This is a genomic window from Mesorhizobium calcicola (assembly GCF_042682105.1).
Lineage (GTDB): Bacteria > Pseudomonadota > Alphaproteobacteria > Rhizobiales > Rhizobiaceae > Mesorhizobium > Mesorhizobium calcicola.
In genome coordinates, this window is record NZ_JBHUGY010000014.1 from 72,476 (window position 1) to 85,737 (window position 13,262).

A 13,262-nucleotide genomic window follows, 5' to 3' on the forward strand; every position below is an offset into this window, starting at 1 on the left:
TTGTCAAGCGAAAAAGACTATGCGACATAGCAAATACGATAGCTATGCTGCATAGCCATTTCCACCAATATAGCGGCGAAACGGGAGGACCTGACCATGACCGAAGAGACCGTTGCCTTCGACGTCGAGAACGGCATCGCCTGGGTGCGTTTCAACCGCCCGGACAAGCGCAACTGCATGAACCCGGCGCTCAACCGGCGAATGATGGAGGTTCTCGACGAGTTGGAATTCCGCGACGATGTCGGCGTGCTGGTGCTGTCCGGCGAAGGCAGCGCCTGGTCGGCGGGCATGGACCTCAAGGAGTATTTCCGCGAGACCGAAGCCAAGAGCCTTGGCGCCATCCGCAAGGCGCAATCCGAAGCCTATGGCTGGTGGCGGCGGCTGCGCTGGTACGGCAAGCCGACCATCGCCATGGTCAATGGCTGGTGCTTCGGCGGCGGCTATGGCCCGCTCTTCGCCTGCGACCTTGCCTTCGCCGCCGACGAGGCGCAGTTCGCCCTGTCCGAGATCAACTGGGGTATCCTGCCCGGCGGCGGCGCCACCAAGGTGGTGGTCGACCTGCTGTCGATGCGCGATGCCATGTACCACGCGCTGACCGGCGAACTCATCGACGGCAGGAAGGCCGCCGCCTGGAAGCTGGTCAACGAAAGCCTTCCGCTGGCGGACCTGAAGGCGCGTGTCACCGAGGTCGCCACCCTCCTGCTGAAGAAGAACCCGATTGCCCTCAAGGCGACCAAGGATGCCATCCGCCGCGTCGCCGAGATGACCTACGACAACGCCGAGGACTATCTCGTTCGGGCGCAGGAGGCGGCGAACTCCCACGACAATGAGGGCCGCAAGGAAGGCATCCGCCAGTTCATCGACGAGAAGAGCTACAAGCCCGGTCTCGGCGCCTACGACAAGGCAAGGTGACCGTGCAAGCATAACGCAACCCTGGGGAGGAGATGCAGATGCCGGCCTGGACGACATCAGACCCCGTGGCCTTGCATGCCAGGACGCAGCCGGATCGTGTTGCTTGTGTCGACCTGGCATCCGGCCGGCGCTGGACCTACCTCGCGCTGGACAAGGCCATCCAGCGCGCCGTCGGCGTTCTCGAAATCGGCTACGGCGTCGAGCCTGGGCAACGGATCGCCACGCTTGCCCGCAACAGCGCCGACCTGCTCGTCCTGCAGCAGGCGGCGATGCGGCTTGGTGCCATCTTCGTGCCGCTCAACTGGCGGCTCGCCGGCGCCGAGCAGCAGGCGATCCTTGCGGATTGCGATCCGGTGCTGCTGCTGCATGACTCGGCCCTCGATATGGCGCCGCCCAAAGGTTGCAGGCCAGTCGAAGTCACTGCCTTCGCGGCGGCGGTCCAGGCGCATGCGCCAGCACCGCGCCGCCCGTTGCCGGCGGACGATACGCCGTCGATCATCCTCTACACATCCGGCACGTCGGGCCGGCCGAAAGGGGTCATCGTCACCGAGCGCAACGCCTTGGCCACCGCGATCAATTTCGGGGTGCTGGGACGGGTCGGCAATGCCAGCATCTTCCTCTGCGACGCACCGATGTTCCATGTCATCGGCCTCATCACCAGCCTGCGGCCGCCGCTGCTTCAGGGTGGCACCGTGCTGATCTCGCCCGGTTTCGACGCCGGCCTCACCAACCGTCGCCTCGCCGATCCCGCACTTGGCGTCACCCACTATTTCTGCGTCCCGCAAATGGCCAGGATGCTGCGCGATCATCCAGATTTTGCGCCCGTGAACTGGACTTCGCTCACCGCCATCTTCACCGGCGGTGCGCCCAATCCGGCCGCCGACATCCTCTGGTGGCTGGCACAAGGCGTGCGCATGGTCGACGGCTTCGGCATGACGGAAGCCGGCACCGTGCTCTGCATGCCGGTCGAGGCCGACCGGATCGCCTGCAAGGCGGGCTCGGCGGGTCTTGCGGCGCCGACGATCGGCCTGCGCATCGTCGACGGCGATGGCCGCGACGTCGCCGCCGGCGAGCCGGGCGAGATATGGCTGTCCGGCCCCGGCATCACATCAGGCTACTGGAACCGGCCGCAAGAGACGGCCCGCGCCTTCACCGCCGATGGCTGGTTCCGCACCGGCGACATCGCGCGGCGGGATGACGAAGGCTTCGTCACCCTCGTCGACCGCCGCAAGGACATGTTCATTTCCGGCGGCGAGAACGTCTATCCGGCCGAAATCGAGATGGCGCTGCTCGACCATCCCGCCATTGCCGAGGCAGCTGTCATCGGCGTCGCCGACGAACGCTGGGGCGAAGTCGGGCGCGCCTTTGTCGTAGTCAAAGCCGGCTGCGTTGTCGACCCGGCTGATCTGGCAAGCCATTGCGGCGCCCGCATCGCCCGCTACAAGGTGCCGAAGGAGTTTCTGCTCACCGACAAGCTGCCGCGCACGGCATCCGGCAAGATCCAGAAGCACATTTTGCGCGGCTTGACAGAACCGGCCGGCGGGCAGGCCTGAGGCAGACCGCGGTTCAGCCGGTGGGCACGGCGCGGAAAATTGCGACGGCCGCCGCAACGATTGCGGCATTGTCCTTCGCTGTCTTTCCGTCGGCGAGCGTCTTGCCGTCTTCCAGCCCGACCCGCGTCGACCAGCGCTTGCGATGCGCAAGCGCGACGAACGGCCAGACGGTGGCATCGACGCCGTGCAGCAGGATCGGCCGCCGCACGCCGGCGCGCTCGAGCACGGCGGCGATGCCATGCGCCTCGTCCAGTGCGGCGGACAGATCCTGGATGTCGATCTCGATCAGGATGCGCAGCACTTGGGCGTGGTCGGCAAGCCCGACAAAGCGCTCGGCATCGGCTGTCGTGGCAAGCCCGGCCTCGATGCCGACGCTGCGCTGGCGCAGCAGCTCCATCACCCCCGGCGCGTCGGCCTCCGACAGATTGACCGAGGCATAGTCGGGCAGTTCCCGCCACGCAGCGATCGCCGCGCGGGTTCGCTCGACATCGTTCTCGATCCAGGCGCCGGTCGACACGCCTATGAGCGTGCCGGGACAGACCTGGCGCACCGCCAGCACGGTGGCATTGACGGCCGCTAGGCTTTCGCGCCCGTCAATGCCACGTGGGTGGATGTGCAGTTCGGCCGCGCCGGCGGCGACGCAGGCCGCGGCGTCGCTGGCCATCGCCTGTGCATCGAGCGGCAGCCTGGGGTGGAAATCGCGTGGACGCGCGCCGTTGATGCAGGCCTGGACGATCATCGATCTCACCTCGGACAAGGGACGTCGCAGCCTAGCCGCGCGGCAAGACGTGGCAAAGAGCTGGGCGGAGCCTCTCCTGACAGCACGGCGGTGGAACTGCCGGGCGCGCCCTTCCCTGCAAAATTGGCGGCATTTGAATAAAAGACGCCTGTGGATATTTACCCCGCGTTCCGCCAGGCTCGGCAAAGTGCATTAGGGCGGGATCATGGAGGGACCATTGACCAGTGATTTTTCAGCCGCCCGTCTCCACCTCGAACGCGCCTATCATTATCTGCGTGGCAATGACGAGGCGAGCCGGACGGCGTGCGACGCCCTCGATCTGTTGATCGAAACGGTGGCGGAAGCGCAGCACAGGCGACCGGAGGCTGGAGTGCTGGAGTTTCCGCAACCGACGGCGCGGCAGGCCGGCTAAGATGTGCTGAGATTCAGGTCGGGCCGGCCGGCCCGACCTGAATCTCGACACACTCGGGATCACGATGCCTTGCGGGCCGCCACCCACCCGGTCGCGCGCGAAACGATCGCCTCCAGAGGTTCCGGCCGGTGCAGCAAAAACCCCTGGCCGAAGGCGACGCCCATATCGCTCAGCATCGTCAACGTGTCCTGCCGTTCGATCTTCTCGCCCACCACATCGCAGCCCAGGCTGCGGGCAATGCTGGTGATAGCCAGCACGATCTCGCGGTCGAAGCGGCTTTGCGTGATGTGCTCGATGAAGGACCCATCGATCTTGATCGTGTCGACGGGAAAGCGCCTGAGATATTCGAACGAACTCATGCCGGCGCCGAAATCGTCGAGGCTGACCCGGCAGTGCCGCTCGCGCGCCTTGCGCACGAATTGTTCGGCGGCGTCGAAATTGGTGACCGCGGCGGTCTCGGTGATCTCGAAGCCGATGCCCGAATGCGGCGCCCGGGCCTGCTCGATGACGCTGTCGACGAACTCCCACAATTGCGGATCGCTCAGCGTCTGCGCCGACAGGTTGAAGCCGAGCGTCAGCGCGCCCGAGCGCAAGGCCGCGCCGTGCCGAGACAGCGCGGTGCGGATGATCCAGCGGTCGAGCCTGGAAGCGATGCCGAACCGCTCGGCCACCGGAATGAACTCGCCGGGCGGCACCAGGCGGCCATTGCGCGCGGCGAGCCTGGCCAGCACTTCGACATGGCGGCTCTCCTGCCAGGGTCTGCCCAGCAGATGGATTTCCTGGCCGAACAGTTTCAGCCGTCCGTCTTCCATGGCATCGACGGTGTCGGCGGCGACGCGGGCCGCATTCAGCCCGCCAGATCCCGATTCCGCTGCCGCGGAGAACACCGCGAAACGGTTGCGCCCGGCGGCCTTGGCCGCGTAGCAGGCGTCGTCGGCGCAGGCCAGCGCGTCGGCCACCGTGGTGTTGGCGTCATCGACGAAGGCGATGCCGATCGAGGCCGCCAGCTTGCGCGTCGACGCGGCCAGGCCGAGATCGGCCTCGCGCACCGCGCCGAGCACGGCGGTGGCGATCCGCTCGGCCTGCGCTGCGTCGCAATGCGGCACCAGCAGCGCGAATTCGTCGCCGCCCAGCCGCGCCGCATGCGCCGATGGCGGTAGGCAGGCGCGGATGCCGGCGGCAACGCTCTTCAGTGCCATGTCGCCGGCGGCGTGGCCGGCAAAATCGTTGAGCGCCTTGAAGTAGTCGAGATCGACATAGAACACCGCCAGCGGCGCACCCGCCGCGATATGCTCGGCGAGCAGCCGGTCGAAGGCGGAGCGGTTCCACAGGCCGGTCAGCGCGTCATGGCGGGCCGCGTAGGCGAGCTCCTGCTCGCGCAGCTTTTCCTCGGTGATGTCACGCACCGTGCCGAGTATCTGGCCGGCGGCACCCGCGGCGGCGATGAAGCGGACCAGCGATTCGACATGGCGGATCTCGCCGTCGCGCTTGATGATGCGGTATTGATTGGCGATGACGCCGTCCATTCCGACCGGCGCCCGGTGCGCGCGCTCGGTGGCTTCTTTGTCGTCGGGATGCAGATAGGTGTGCCAAAGGTCGGCCGTCACCTCGTCGGTGTCGGCAACGAGGCCGAATATGTCCCTGGTGCGGGTGTCCCAATAGCTCTTACTGGTGGCGATGTCGTGGTGCCAGATGCCAGTGCCGCTGGCGGCGAGCGCCAGGCGGAAGCGCACATTGACCTGTTCGAGCTCGGCTTCGGCCGTCTTCTGTTTGGTGATGTCGGTCTGCACGCCCATCAGCCGCAGCGGCTTTCCATCCGCGTCGCGCTCGACGATGCCGCCGCGATCGAGCACCCACACCCAGTGGCCCTGCTTGTGCTTCAGCCTGAGTTCGGTCTCGATGGCGTCGGTCTGTCCGGCAATGTGGCGGTCGCCGCTGGCCAGCGCCCGCTCGCGATCGTCGGGATGGGTCAGCCGCAGCCACAGGTCGCTGGTGTTGGCAAGCTCGCTTTCATCATAACCCAGCATCCGCGCCCAGGTCGCGGAATAGAAGCAGTCGCCGGTCGCAAGATCCCAGTCCCAGACGCCAAGATGGGCCCGCTCCAGGGCCGTGGCCCAGAACGTTTCATTGCGGCTTTTCTTGTCCTGACCCGTCATCGTCCCGTTCGCTCATCCCCGTCACGCGGCAATCTGCGGCAAAACCAGAGAAGAAACAGTTACCGAAGGAAGACTGCCGAGAGCGGCGATCCTGCATTGCCAGCTGCGTGAGCGTTGCCGGCGCCTCCCCGCCTTTCGATTGGCCGGCAAGAAGCGGAGTTTTGCGCCCGCCGGATCGTCCTAGTCATGGCTCCAGGTCACCGGTGAAGACGGTGATCCCCAAGACAAAGACAAACAAACAAGAAGAGGACCTCCCAATGACCAAGCAAGAAGACAACAAGGCTATCATCGTCAGATGGTTCACCGACTTCTGGGGTGAAACCTGCGACCTGTCGGTCGTCGACGATATCGCCGCGCCGGACATGCTGCTGAAATACTCGCTGCATGAGCCGCGCCGTGGCCGCGACGACATCAAGGCCTTCATGACCGACTTCCGCGCCGCCTTCCCGGACCTCAATTTCTGGGCCACCGCCGACCTCATCGCCGAGGGCGACTATGTCGTCGGCCAGTGGGAGGGCGGCGGCACGCACACCGGCCCGCCCTTCAGCGATTTCCTCGTTGGTTCGCTGCCCGCCGCCACCGGCCGCACCATGCGCTTCACCGGCACCACCGTGCTGAAGGTGGTCGACGGCAGGATCTTCGAGGAGATCGGCCTCGACGACGGCGTCGCCGCCCTCACCCAGCTCGGCCTGATCAAGACCGCCTGAGGCGCTTCACGCAACCGCGTCCCGAATGGCTTGGGGCCAGGCGGCATTGGCGCCGCCTGGCCTCGCCGGTTACTGGCTCGGCGCCATCGCGTGTTCGCATGACACTTTCGGGTTCATGTCGGCGAAGGTGCCGGTCGGATTGCCCTTCCAGGCCCAGACATGCAGTTCGTAGAACGCGCCCAGGCCGTAGCGGTTGGGTGCGCTGTTGAAGTTGAACAGCTGGCCGTCCAGCGACGCCGGCCCCTTCGAGGTGATGTATTCGACCGCCAGCAGCTTGAGCGTGCCGTCGGCCATCGGCTCGTACATCACGGCTTCGGGACGGGCGATGTCGATCTTGTCGTCCTTCAAATACTGGCCGCTGACGTAGTGGATGCCCATGGCGCCGCCGGTGATGCCGCTGGCGCAGGGAATGGGCGCATAACCCTCGGCCATAGCTGCCTTGACATCGACAAACCGGCTGTTGGCAGCCCGTACCTTGTCGGCCAGTGGATTGGGGCCGGACGCGGGCTCAGCCGCTTGCTGATGCGCCTGCGCGAACGCGGTGCAGATGGCCAGCACGGCTCCTGCCATGAGAAGCCTGTTGCGGAAGTTTGACATCATGTTCATTCCATTCTTCTTGAAAGAGCACAGCTGGCCGGCCGCCGAAAATATGGAGGCCCGGCACGCAAGCGCTGTGACTGTTGTTGCTTGGAGATCCCGAAATCGATGTGACGAATGCCGGGAAGGGTCATCCTTTCGGCAGATACGGGATCGTTCCGGCCAGATCGGTGTTGTCGATCATCTGGAAACGGCTGTCGCTGCCATCCTGACGGGCCGAGACGAAGGGCGCATAGACCGGATCGCTGGTGAAGGCGCGCGCCGCCGCTTCCGACGGGAACGCCATCAGGGCGATCAGCGTGGTGTCGAGCGGCTTACCTTCGAGCGTCTTCACATTGCCGCTGCGCGCCAGATATCTGCCGCCATGCTTGTGGACGAGGTCGTGCACCGAGGCGGCATAGGACGGCATCCACTGCGGGTCCTTCACCTTGATGTCTGCGATGATGTAAGTGGTCATGGGTAGTCTCCTGGTTGCGGCGCATGGGGTATCCCGTGCGCTGGTCAAAGGGCTCGCATGGCAGGGCACTCGCCAACCAGTCCGCGATCTGTACCGGGGTGGTACAGTTTCCGTACTGGTCGCTTCATTCATGAAGGCCTAATGTTCAGCCAAGGTTCGAGGGAGAGGCACCAATCATGACCCAGCACGGATACAAGCAGTTCTGCCCGCTATCAATGGCAGCCGAGGTGCTGTGCACCCGCTGGACGATGGTGCTGATGCGCGAGCTGGTGGCGGGTTCGACCCGCTTCAACGACCTGCGCCGCGGCGTCCCCAAAATGTCGCCGACCCTTCTGTCGCAACGGCTGAAGGAGCTTGAGATCGCCGGGATCGTCGAACGCAGGGAGGTTCGGGGCGAGAAAGGGATCTTCGAATACCAGCTGACCGAGGCCGGCCGCGATTTGCGCCCGGTCATCGAGGCGATGGGCTTCTGGGGACAGAAATGGGTCGAGTCCCGGCTGTCGCTGAAAAACCTCGATCCGTCGCTGCTGATGTGGGACATGCGGCGCAACCTGAACCCCTCGCCGCTGCCCGAAGGGCGCACGGTGATACAATTTCTGTATCAGGAGCTCCCGGCGTCCAAACGGTCGTGGTGGCTGATCGTCGAAAAGCACGGCGAGGTCGATCTGTGCTGGTACGATCCTGGCTTTGACGTCGATCTTTACGTCTCGACCGACCTGCACACGATGACGGCGATCTGGATGGGGTTGATCACGGTCGAGAAGGCCGGGGCGAAAGTTGCCCTGACCGGCGACCAGGCTATCGGCAGGAAGATGCAGACCTGGCTCGGGCTCAGCCCATTCGCGATCGAACCCAAGCGCGCGGCATAGCAATGGGGCTCGGGGGCTGGTTTTCCACTGCCTTGACGGCTCAGGCGCGCTTGCGGCCCCTGGCATTTGCAAGGTGATAGGGTTGCACGAGGACTTCGGCAGGAATGTTCCACTCCTTGTTCAGTTTGAAGATCATATCCAGAGTGAGGGCGCGTTTTCTGTTCAGCACCTCAGTCGCCCGAGGCGATGACCCGATCACCTCAGCCAGAGCCTTTCGTGACAGGTTGAACAGTTCCATGTGTGAGTGAATAGCTTCGACGGGATCGGGTGCCTTAATCGGGAAGTGCTTATCCTCATAAGCCTCGATCAGAGTTGCGAGAATGTCGAAGCGGTCACCATCGAGGGAGCCAACCTCCGGCTCATTCTCAAAATACTTGGTGATTTCGGCGATCGCCCAATCGTAATCGGCTTCAGTCTTAATGGGTCGAATGTTTTCCATCACACCTTCTCCGGATCAACCTTGTCATACTCTTTGTTCGTCCCGACGAATTTGATCAGAACGCGGTGAAACTTGTAGGCGACCTGGACAATCAATCGGTACTTATTGCCGCCGATGTCGAAAATGACGCGATTGTCGCCTACGAAATCAACTGTCGCCCCAAACGCGTCCTTGATGTCAGCCGGGGTCTTCCAGTCAGCGTTGCCAACAGCCACATACCAGGCTGTCAAAGGAGCTTCGGCCTGATTGTGTTTGACCCAAAAGTCCTTCAGCGCTTTCTTGGCAATTATCTGCATGGCGTGATATAGTAAATTCCCAAATTGGGAACAAGGGGGACTTCCCAAATCGGGAAGGCAAGTGTGAGGCTTGCGCCCTCCTGACAGTTGTCAGGAAACGGGTGGCGAGGCCGGCTTTTGGCGGCTTCAATGCCGGCCATGTTCGTCACCCTGGCCAAAAATCTGAAATCCATGCCGCTGCCGGTTGCCGACGATCCGCGCTGGGCGCGCATCGTTTCGCGCGACAAATCGGCCGACGGCGAATTTTGGTATTCGGTGGCGACGACCGGTGTCTATTGCCGGCCTTCCTGCCCGTCGCGGCGGGCCAACCCGAAGAACGTGCAGTTGCACGACACGCTGGACCAGGCCAAGGTGACCGGCTTTCGCCCGTGCCGGCGCTGCAATCCGGATGGCCCGTCGCTCGAGGCCGGCAACGCCGCCATGGTCGCCGATGCCTGCCGCAGGATCGAGCAGAGCGAGGAGGAGCCGTCGCTCGGTGAACTGGCGGCCGCCGCCGGCCGCAGCGCCGGCTATTTCCACCGCATCTTCAAGGCCGTCACCGGGCTGACGCCGAAGGACTATGCCGCCGCGCAGCGCGCCGCCCGGGTCCGCCAGGGCCTGGAGGACGGCGCCAGCGTCACAATGGCGATCTATGATGCCGGCTTCAATTCGAGCGGGCGTTTCTACGAGAAATCCACCGGCATGCTCGGCATGACGCCGACACGCTATCGTGCCGGCGGCGCCCATGAGGAGATCCGCTTCGCCGTCGGCGAATCCTCGCTCGGCACCGTCCTTGTGGCATCGAGCCAAAAGGGCGTCGCCTCGATCCTGCTCGGCGATGACCCGGACACGCTGGTGCGCGACCTGCAGGATCGTTTCCCCAAGGCACGGCTGATCGGCGGCGACCGCGACTATGAGGCGCTGGTCGCCCGCGTCGTCGGCTTCGTGGAAGTGCCGGCGCTCGGCCTCGACCTGCCGCTCGATGTGCGCGGCACGGCATTCCAGCAGCGGGTCTGGCAAGCCTTGCGGGACATCCCCGTCGGCAGCACGGTTTCCTATGCCGAGATCGCGGAGCGCATCGGCGCACCAAGGGCGACCCGCGCTATCGCCGCCGCCTGTGCGGCCAACACGCTTGCCGTCGCCATTCCCTGCCACCGCGTGATCCGCAAGGACGGCGCGCTGTCCGGCTACGCCTGGGGAGCGGAGCGCAAGCGCGCGCTGCTCGGCCGCGAGACGGCGCCCAGTGGATCGGGCGGGGCGAGACCAGACCATCGGTCTGCGCGGCCCTAGGAGGCGCAAATGCGCGCGATGGCCAAGTCTCCCGACAACACCGCCGATGGGAGCAGCCAGACACGCGACCGTTCTCGCCACAAGCGCGCCGATGACGCGAAATCACTGGTGATGACCGTCATTGGCGAGCTTGTCGATGGCGGTAAAGCTGAGTGGGGCCGCACCGCGGGCGGCGATATCGAACTGCGGCTATTGACTGGCGAAGTGTTTTTGCTCGGCGAACTCTTCGTCATTCGTGTCGCGTGACGTGTAGACGGTTCAAAAGTCAGCGCTCTACGGCGCCCCCCTCTGCCCTGCCGGACATCTCCCCCACAAGGAGGGAGATTGGCAGCTCTGGCGCCGGCTCATTTCTTGCAACGCTGGAGATTGGCGAAAGTAGTGGTGACGGCCAATCTCCCCACTCGTGGGGGAGATGTCCGGCAGGACAGAGGGGGGCGCCACAGAACGCGACGACGGTGGTCTTCACAGATGCGATTTGAATTTGAAAGCAAGCACCGGAGTGAGCGAGGAAAGCCGCCTCTGTAGGGTTCAGGCACAGACAAAGGAGTTAGGGCAATGAACCTCTTGCAAACCCAAATAGCCACACCGGCGGCGATAGCCGCCCTCGACACCATCGCCTATGCCATCGGCGAATCCGCGATCGGCAGGATCCTGGCGGCGCGTAGCGACATCGGCGTCTGCGCCATCCTGATCGGCTCGGACGAAAGCGTACTGGAGCAGGACCTCGCCAACCGCTTCCCCGGCAGGATGCTGGTCGAAGACGCGGTCGCCTTGCGCGACGATCTGGCCGCCATAGCGCGCTTCATCGAAGCACCTGGCGCCGGCCTCGACCTGCAGCTCGACATGCGCCACGGCACACCATTCCAGCAAAGGGTGTGGGACGTGCTGCGCGCCATCCCGTGCGGCGCCACCATCACCTACACCGCCCTTGCCCGCCGCCTCGGTCAGCCGAACGGCGTCCGCGCCGTGGCGACGGCCTGTGCGGCCAACACCATCGCGCTCGGCATTCCCTGCCACCGCGTTGTCCACGGCACGCTGTCCGGCTACCGCTGGGGCGTCGAGCGCAAGCGGGCCCTGCTCGACAAGGAGGCCGCGCTATGAACGCCCATGCCAAGGTTGCCACTTCGGTGGTCGAGGCCGCCGAGGTGCGCGTTGCCGCTTACGACTGGCCGGCCCTCGCCGCCGAGCTCGACGGCTTCGGCTGCGCGGTGATCGAAAAGCTGCTTTCACCCGAGGAGTGCCGGCAGATCGCCGGCCTCTATCCCCAGGAAGAGCACTTCCGCAGCCACATCCACATGGCCAGGCATGGCTTCGGCAAGGGCGAGTACCGCTATTTCCGCTATCCTTTGCCGGACCTGCTCGGCGGCCTGCGCAGCGCGCTCTATCCCAGGCTGGCCGAGCTCGCCAACCGGTGGAACGAGCGCATGGCGCAAGCCACGCACTACCCCGCCACGCATGCCGAGTTTCTCGAACAGTGCCACGCCGCCGGCCAGACGCGGCCGACGCCGCTGTTGCTGCAATATGTGCCCGGCGACTTCAATTGCCTGCACCAGGACCTCTATGGCGACCTCGCTTTCCCGCTGCAGGTGGCGATCCTGCTTTCCGAGCCGGGCAAGGATTTCACCGGCGGCGAGTTCGTGCTGACCGAACAGCGGCCGCGCATGCAGAGCCGGGTCGAGGTGGTGCCGCTGCGCCAGGGCGACGCCGTTGCCTTCGCCGTCCACAACCGGCCGGTGCAGGGAAGCAAGGGCAATTACCGCGTCAACTTGCGCCACGGCGTCAGCCGCCTGCGCTCAGGCATGCGCCACACGGTCGGCATCATTTTTCACGATGCCAAGTGAGCGCCGGCTCACGCCTCCCAATAGGGTGGATCGCCAAAAGCATCGCGTAGCCATGCGGTGAGAGCGCGCAGTTTGGCGGATCCCCGCCGGTCCTCGGGACACGCGATATAAATGGTGGCCCCTTCAGGCTCGGCACCGACATCGATGACCGTCAATCGCTTGTCGGCGATCTCGGTCCGGATGAAATAGGCGGGGAGCAGCGCCAGGCCGAGGCCGGCAAGCGCGGCGTCGCGCATCAAGATGCCGTTGTTGACGCGCAGCGCGGTTTCCGGGCGGATCGTCACCAGCCGCCGCGAAATCTTGAACCGCCAGTCGGCGGCACCCCGGATGGAATAGATGATGCCCTTGTGGCGTTTCAGGTCGTCCGTGGTCGCGGGCCGTCCGAACCGCTCGATATAGTCCGGCGAGGCCACCAGGAAGCGACGGCTGGAAGCCAGCTTCTTGACGATGACAGGTCCGTCATCGACGACCGGCCCGTGACGCACAATGGCATCGTAGCCATCGGCCACCAAGCTGACGAAACGATCGTCGACATCAAGCGTCAGTTCGATCCCCGGGTGCCTGGCCAGAAAGCCATACAGAGCCGGGCCGAGATGGAGGATGCCGAAACTGGCCGGCGCCGATATCCTGAGCGGTCCAGCGAGTTCGCCGCGATGTTCGGCGATTTCGGCGCGGGCATCGGCCACCTCCTGCATGATGCGCTTGGCGCGCTCGTAAAAGCCGCGCCCCGCTTCGGTGATGAAGAGTTTGCGGGTGGTGCGGTCCAGCAACCTTGTACCGAGGCTGCGCTCAAGCTCCGACAGCCGCTCGCTGACGACGGATTTGGACAGGCTCATGCGCCTGGCCGCCTCGCTGATCGAACCGGATTCCGCGACGGCGACAAACGCGGCGGCGGATTCAAGCTTTAGCATTGTTCGGCTTCCCCGAATTCACAATCAGGCGACCGAGGCCTAACGAAATCAAGGGCATGGTGCCATAGTTGGAAAGACCGCGATACGTGCGGCGGCAAAAGCTC

General features: G+C 64.7%; 16 protein-coding genes. 9 read left to right on the forward strand and 7 right to left on the reverse strand.

Features of this window, described 5'->3' with window-relative positions; translation table 11 throughout:
• Window positions 1–96: 96 nt before the first annotated feature.
• The gene (locus ACFSQT_RS07080) at window positions 97–912 is read left to right on the forward strand and encodes a p-hydroxycinnamoyl CoA hydratase/lyase (protein WP_379017797.1); all 816 of its coding nucleotides are present in this window, start codon (window positions 97–99) and stop codon (window positions 910–912) included.
• A gap of 32 nt (window positions 913–944) precedes the next feature.
• Window positions 945–2,465, forward strand: a complete 1,521-nt coding sequence (locus ACFSQT_RS07085) for an AMP-binding protein (RefSeq protein WP_379017799.1) — start codon at window positions 945–947, stop codon at window positions 2,463–2,465.
• A gap of 13 nt (window positions 2,466–2,478) precedes the next feature.
• Here ACFSQT_RS07085 and ACFSQT_RS07090 read toward each other — a convergent pair whose 3' ends face one another.
• Window positions 2,479–3,204 (reverse strand): 3-keto-5-aminohexanoate cleavage protein, encoded by a 726-nt coding sequence (locus ACFSQT_RS07090; RefSeq protein ID WP_379017801.1) that lies wholly within the window; start codon window positions 3,202–3,204, stop codon window positions 2,479–2,481.
• A 217-nt stretch (window positions 3,205–3,421) separates the two neighbouring features.
• Here ACFSQT_RS07090 and ACFSQT_RS07095 point away from each other — a divergent pair, with 217 nt between their 5' ends.
• Complete coding sequence (locus ACFSQT_RS07095) at window positions 3,422–3,616, forward strand: hypothetical protein (protein ID WP_379017803.1); 195 nt, start codon at window positions 3,422–3,424, stop codon at window positions 3,614–3,616.
• Window positions 3,617–3,675: 59 nt separating this feature from the next.
• On the opposite strand, the gene ACFSQT_RS07100 is transcribed toward ACFSQT_RS07095, so the two are convergent.
• Window positions 3,676–5,772 carry an EAL domain-containing protein gene (locus ACFSQT_RS07100; protein WP_379017805.1) on the reverse strand — a complete coding sequence of 699 codons (2,097 nt, stop codon included), beginning with the start codon at window positions 5,770–5,772 and terminating at the stop codon, window positions 3,676–3,678.
• A gap of 257 nt (window positions 5,773–6,029) precedes the next feature.
• On the opposite strand from ACFSQT_RS07100, the gene ACFSQT_RS07105 reads away from it, so the two are divergent.
• Window positions 6,030–6,479, forward strand: coding sequence for an ester cyclase (locus tag ACFSQT_RS07105; RefSeq protein ID WP_379017807.1), 450 nt, complete (start codon window positions 6,030–6,032; stop codon window positions 6,477–6,479).
• Between the two features lie 69 nt (window positions 6,480–6,548).
• Here the strand turns inward: ACFSQT_RS07105 and ACFSQT_RS07110 are convergent, their stop codons facing one another.
• Together ACFSQT_RS07110 and ACFSQT_RS07115 are read right to left on the reverse strand one after the other, a co-directional pair.
• Window positions 6,549–7,085 carry a hypothetical protein gene (locus tag ACFSQT_RS07110; protein WP_379017809.1) on the reverse strand — a complete coding sequence of 179 codons (537 nt, stop codon included), beginning with the start codon at window positions 7,083–7,085 and terminating at the stop codon, window positions 6,549–6,551.
• Window positions 7,086–7,206: 121 nt separating this feature from the next.
• Window positions 7,207–7,533 (reverse strand): DUF1330 domain-containing protein, encoded by a 327-nt coding sequence (locus ACFSQT_RS07115; RefSeq protein WP_379017811.1) that lies wholly within the window; start codon window positions 7,531–7,533, stop codon window positions 7,207–7,209.
• Between the two features lie 176 nt (window positions 7,534–7,709).
• On the opposite strand from ACFSQT_RS07115, the gene ACFSQT_RS07120 reads away from it, so the two are divergent.
• Complete coding sequence (locus ACFSQT_RS07120) at window positions 7,710–8,402, forward strand: winged helix-turn-helix transcriptional regulator (protein ID WP_379017813.1); 693 nt, start codon at window positions 7,710–7,712, stop codon at window positions 8,400–8,402.
• Between the two features lie 40 nt (window positions 8,403–8,442).
• Here ACFSQT_RS07120 and ACFSQT_RS07125 read toward each other — a convergent pair whose 3' ends face one another.
• Together ACFSQT_RS07125 and ACFSQT_RS07130 are read right to left on the reverse strand one after the other, a co-directional pair.
• Window positions 8,443–8,841, reverse strand: coding sequence for a helix-turn-helix domain-containing protein (locus tag ACFSQT_RS07125; protein WP_379017815.1), 399 nt, complete (start codon window positions 8,839–8,841; stop codon window positions 8,443–8,445).
• Complete coding sequence (locus ACFSQT_RS07130; RefSeq protein ID WP_379017817.1) at window positions 8,841–9,137, reverse strand: type II toxin-antitoxin system HigB family toxin; 297 nt, start codon at window positions 9,135–9,137, stop codon at window positions 8,841–8,843. Before ACFSQT_RS07130 ends, ACFSQT_RS07125 begins: the two co-directional genes overlap by 1 nt.
• 138 nt (window positions 9,138–9,275) lie before the next feature.
• Here ACFSQT_RS07130 and ada point away from each other — a divergent pair, with 138 nt between their 5' ends.
• From ada to ACFSQT_RS07150, 4 genes are all read left to right on the forward strand, one after another.
• The gene (gene ada, locus ACFSQT_RS07135; RefSeq protein ID WP_379017898.1) at window positions 9,276–10,406 is read left to right on the forward strand and encodes a bifunctional DNA-binding transcriptional regulator/O6-methylguanine-DNA methyltransferase Ada; all 1,131 of its coding nucleotides are present in this window, start codon (window positions 9,276–9,278) and stop codon (window positions 10,404–10,406) included.
• 9 nt (window positions 10,407–10,415) lie between these two features.
• The gene (locus tag ACFSQT_RS07140; RefSeq protein ID WP_379017819.1) at window positions 10,416–10,652 is read left to right on the forward strand and encodes a hypothetical protein; all 237 of its coding nucleotides are present in this window, start codon (window positions 10,416–10,418) and stop codon (window positions 10,650–10,652) included.
• Window positions 10,653–10,961: 309 nt separating this feature from the next.
• The gene (locus ACFSQT_RS07145) at window positions 10,962–11,507 is read left to right on the forward strand and encodes a methylated-DNA--[protein]-cysteine S-methyltransferase (RefSeq protein WP_379017821.1); all 546 of its coding nucleotides are present in this window, start codon (window positions 10,962–10,964) and stop codon (window positions 11,505–11,507) included.
• Window positions 11,504–12,247 (forward strand): 2OG-Fe(II) oxygenase, encoded by a 744-nt coding sequence (locus ACFSQT_RS07150; RefSeq protein ID WP_379017823.1) that lies wholly within the window; start codon window positions 11,504–11,506, stop codon window positions 12,245–12,247. The genes ACFSQT_RS07145 and ACFSQT_RS07150 overlap by 4 nt, the downstream gene beginning before the upstream one ends.
• A gap of 8 nt (window positions 12,248–12,255) precedes the next feature.
• On the opposite strand, the gene ACFSQT_RS07155 is transcribed toward ACFSQT_RS07150, so the two are convergent.
• Window positions 12,256–13,158, reverse strand: coding sequence for a LysR family transcriptional regulator (locus ACFSQT_RS07155; RefSeq protein ID WP_379017825.1), 903 nt, complete (start codon window positions 13,156–13,158; stop codon window positions 12,256–12,258).
• Between the last annotated feature and the right edge of the window lie 104 nt (window positions 13,159–13,262).

Coding starts and splice junctions, on each gene's coding strand:
- ACFSQT_RS07080 (WP_379017797.1), top strand. CDS start 97: ATGACCGAAGAGACCGTTGCCTTCGACGTCGAGAACGGCATCGCCTGG.
- ACFSQT_RS07085 (WP_379017799.1), top strand. CDS start 945: ATGCAGATGCCGGCCTGGACGACATCAGACCCCGTGGCCTTGCATGCC.
- ACFSQT_RS07090 (WP_379017801.1), bottom strand. CDS start 3,204: ATGATCGTCCAGGCCTGCATCAACGGCGCGCGTCCACGCGATTTCCAC.
- ACFSQT_RS07100 (WP_379017805.1), bottom strand. CDS start 5,772: ATGACGGGTCAGGACAAGAAAAGCCGCAATGAAACGTTCTGGGCCACG.
- ACFSQT_RS07105 (WP_379017807.1), top strand. CDS start 6,030: ATGACCAAGCAAGAAGACAACAAGGCTATCATCGTCAGATGGTTCACC.
- ACFSQT_RS07110 (WP_379017809.1), bottom strand. CDS start 7,085: ATGAACATGATGTCAAACTTCCGCAACAGGCTTCTCATGGCAGGAGCC.
- ACFSQT_RS07115 (WP_379017811.1), bottom strand. CDS start 7,533: ATGACCACTTACATCATCGCAGACATCAAGGTGAAGGACCCGCAGTGG.
- ACFSQT_RS07120 (WP_379017813.1), top strand. CDS start 7,710: ATGACCCAGCACGGATACAAGCAGTTCTGCCCGCTATCAATGGCAGCC.
- ACFSQT_RS07125 (WP_379017815.1), bottom strand. CDS start 8,841: ATGGAAAACATTCGACCCATTAAGACTGAAGCCGATTACGATTGGGCG.
- ACFSQT_RS07130 (WP_379017817.1), bottom strand. CDS start 9,137: ATGCAGATAATTGCCAAGAAAGCGCTGAAGGACTTTTGGGTCAAACAC.
- ada (WP_379017898.1), top strand. CDS start 9,276: ATGTTCGTCACCCTGGCCAAAAATCTGAAATCCATGCCGCTGCCGGTT.
- ACFSQT_RS07140 (WP_379017819.1), top strand. CDS start 10,416: ATGCGCGCGATGGCCAAGTCTCCCGACAACACCGCCGATGGGAGCAGC.
- ACFSQT_RS07145 (WP_379017821.1), top strand. CDS start 10,962: ATGAACCTCTTGCAAACCCAAATAGCCACACCGGCGGCGATAGCCGCC.
- ACFSQT_RS07150 (WP_379017823.1), top strand. CDS start 11,504: ATGAACGCCCATGCCAAGGTTGCCACTTCGGTGGTCGAGGCCGCCGAG.
- ACFSQT_RS07155 (WP_379017825.1), bottom strand. CDS start 13,158: ATGCTAAAGCTTGAATCCGCCGCCGCGTTTGTCGCCGTCGCGGAATCC.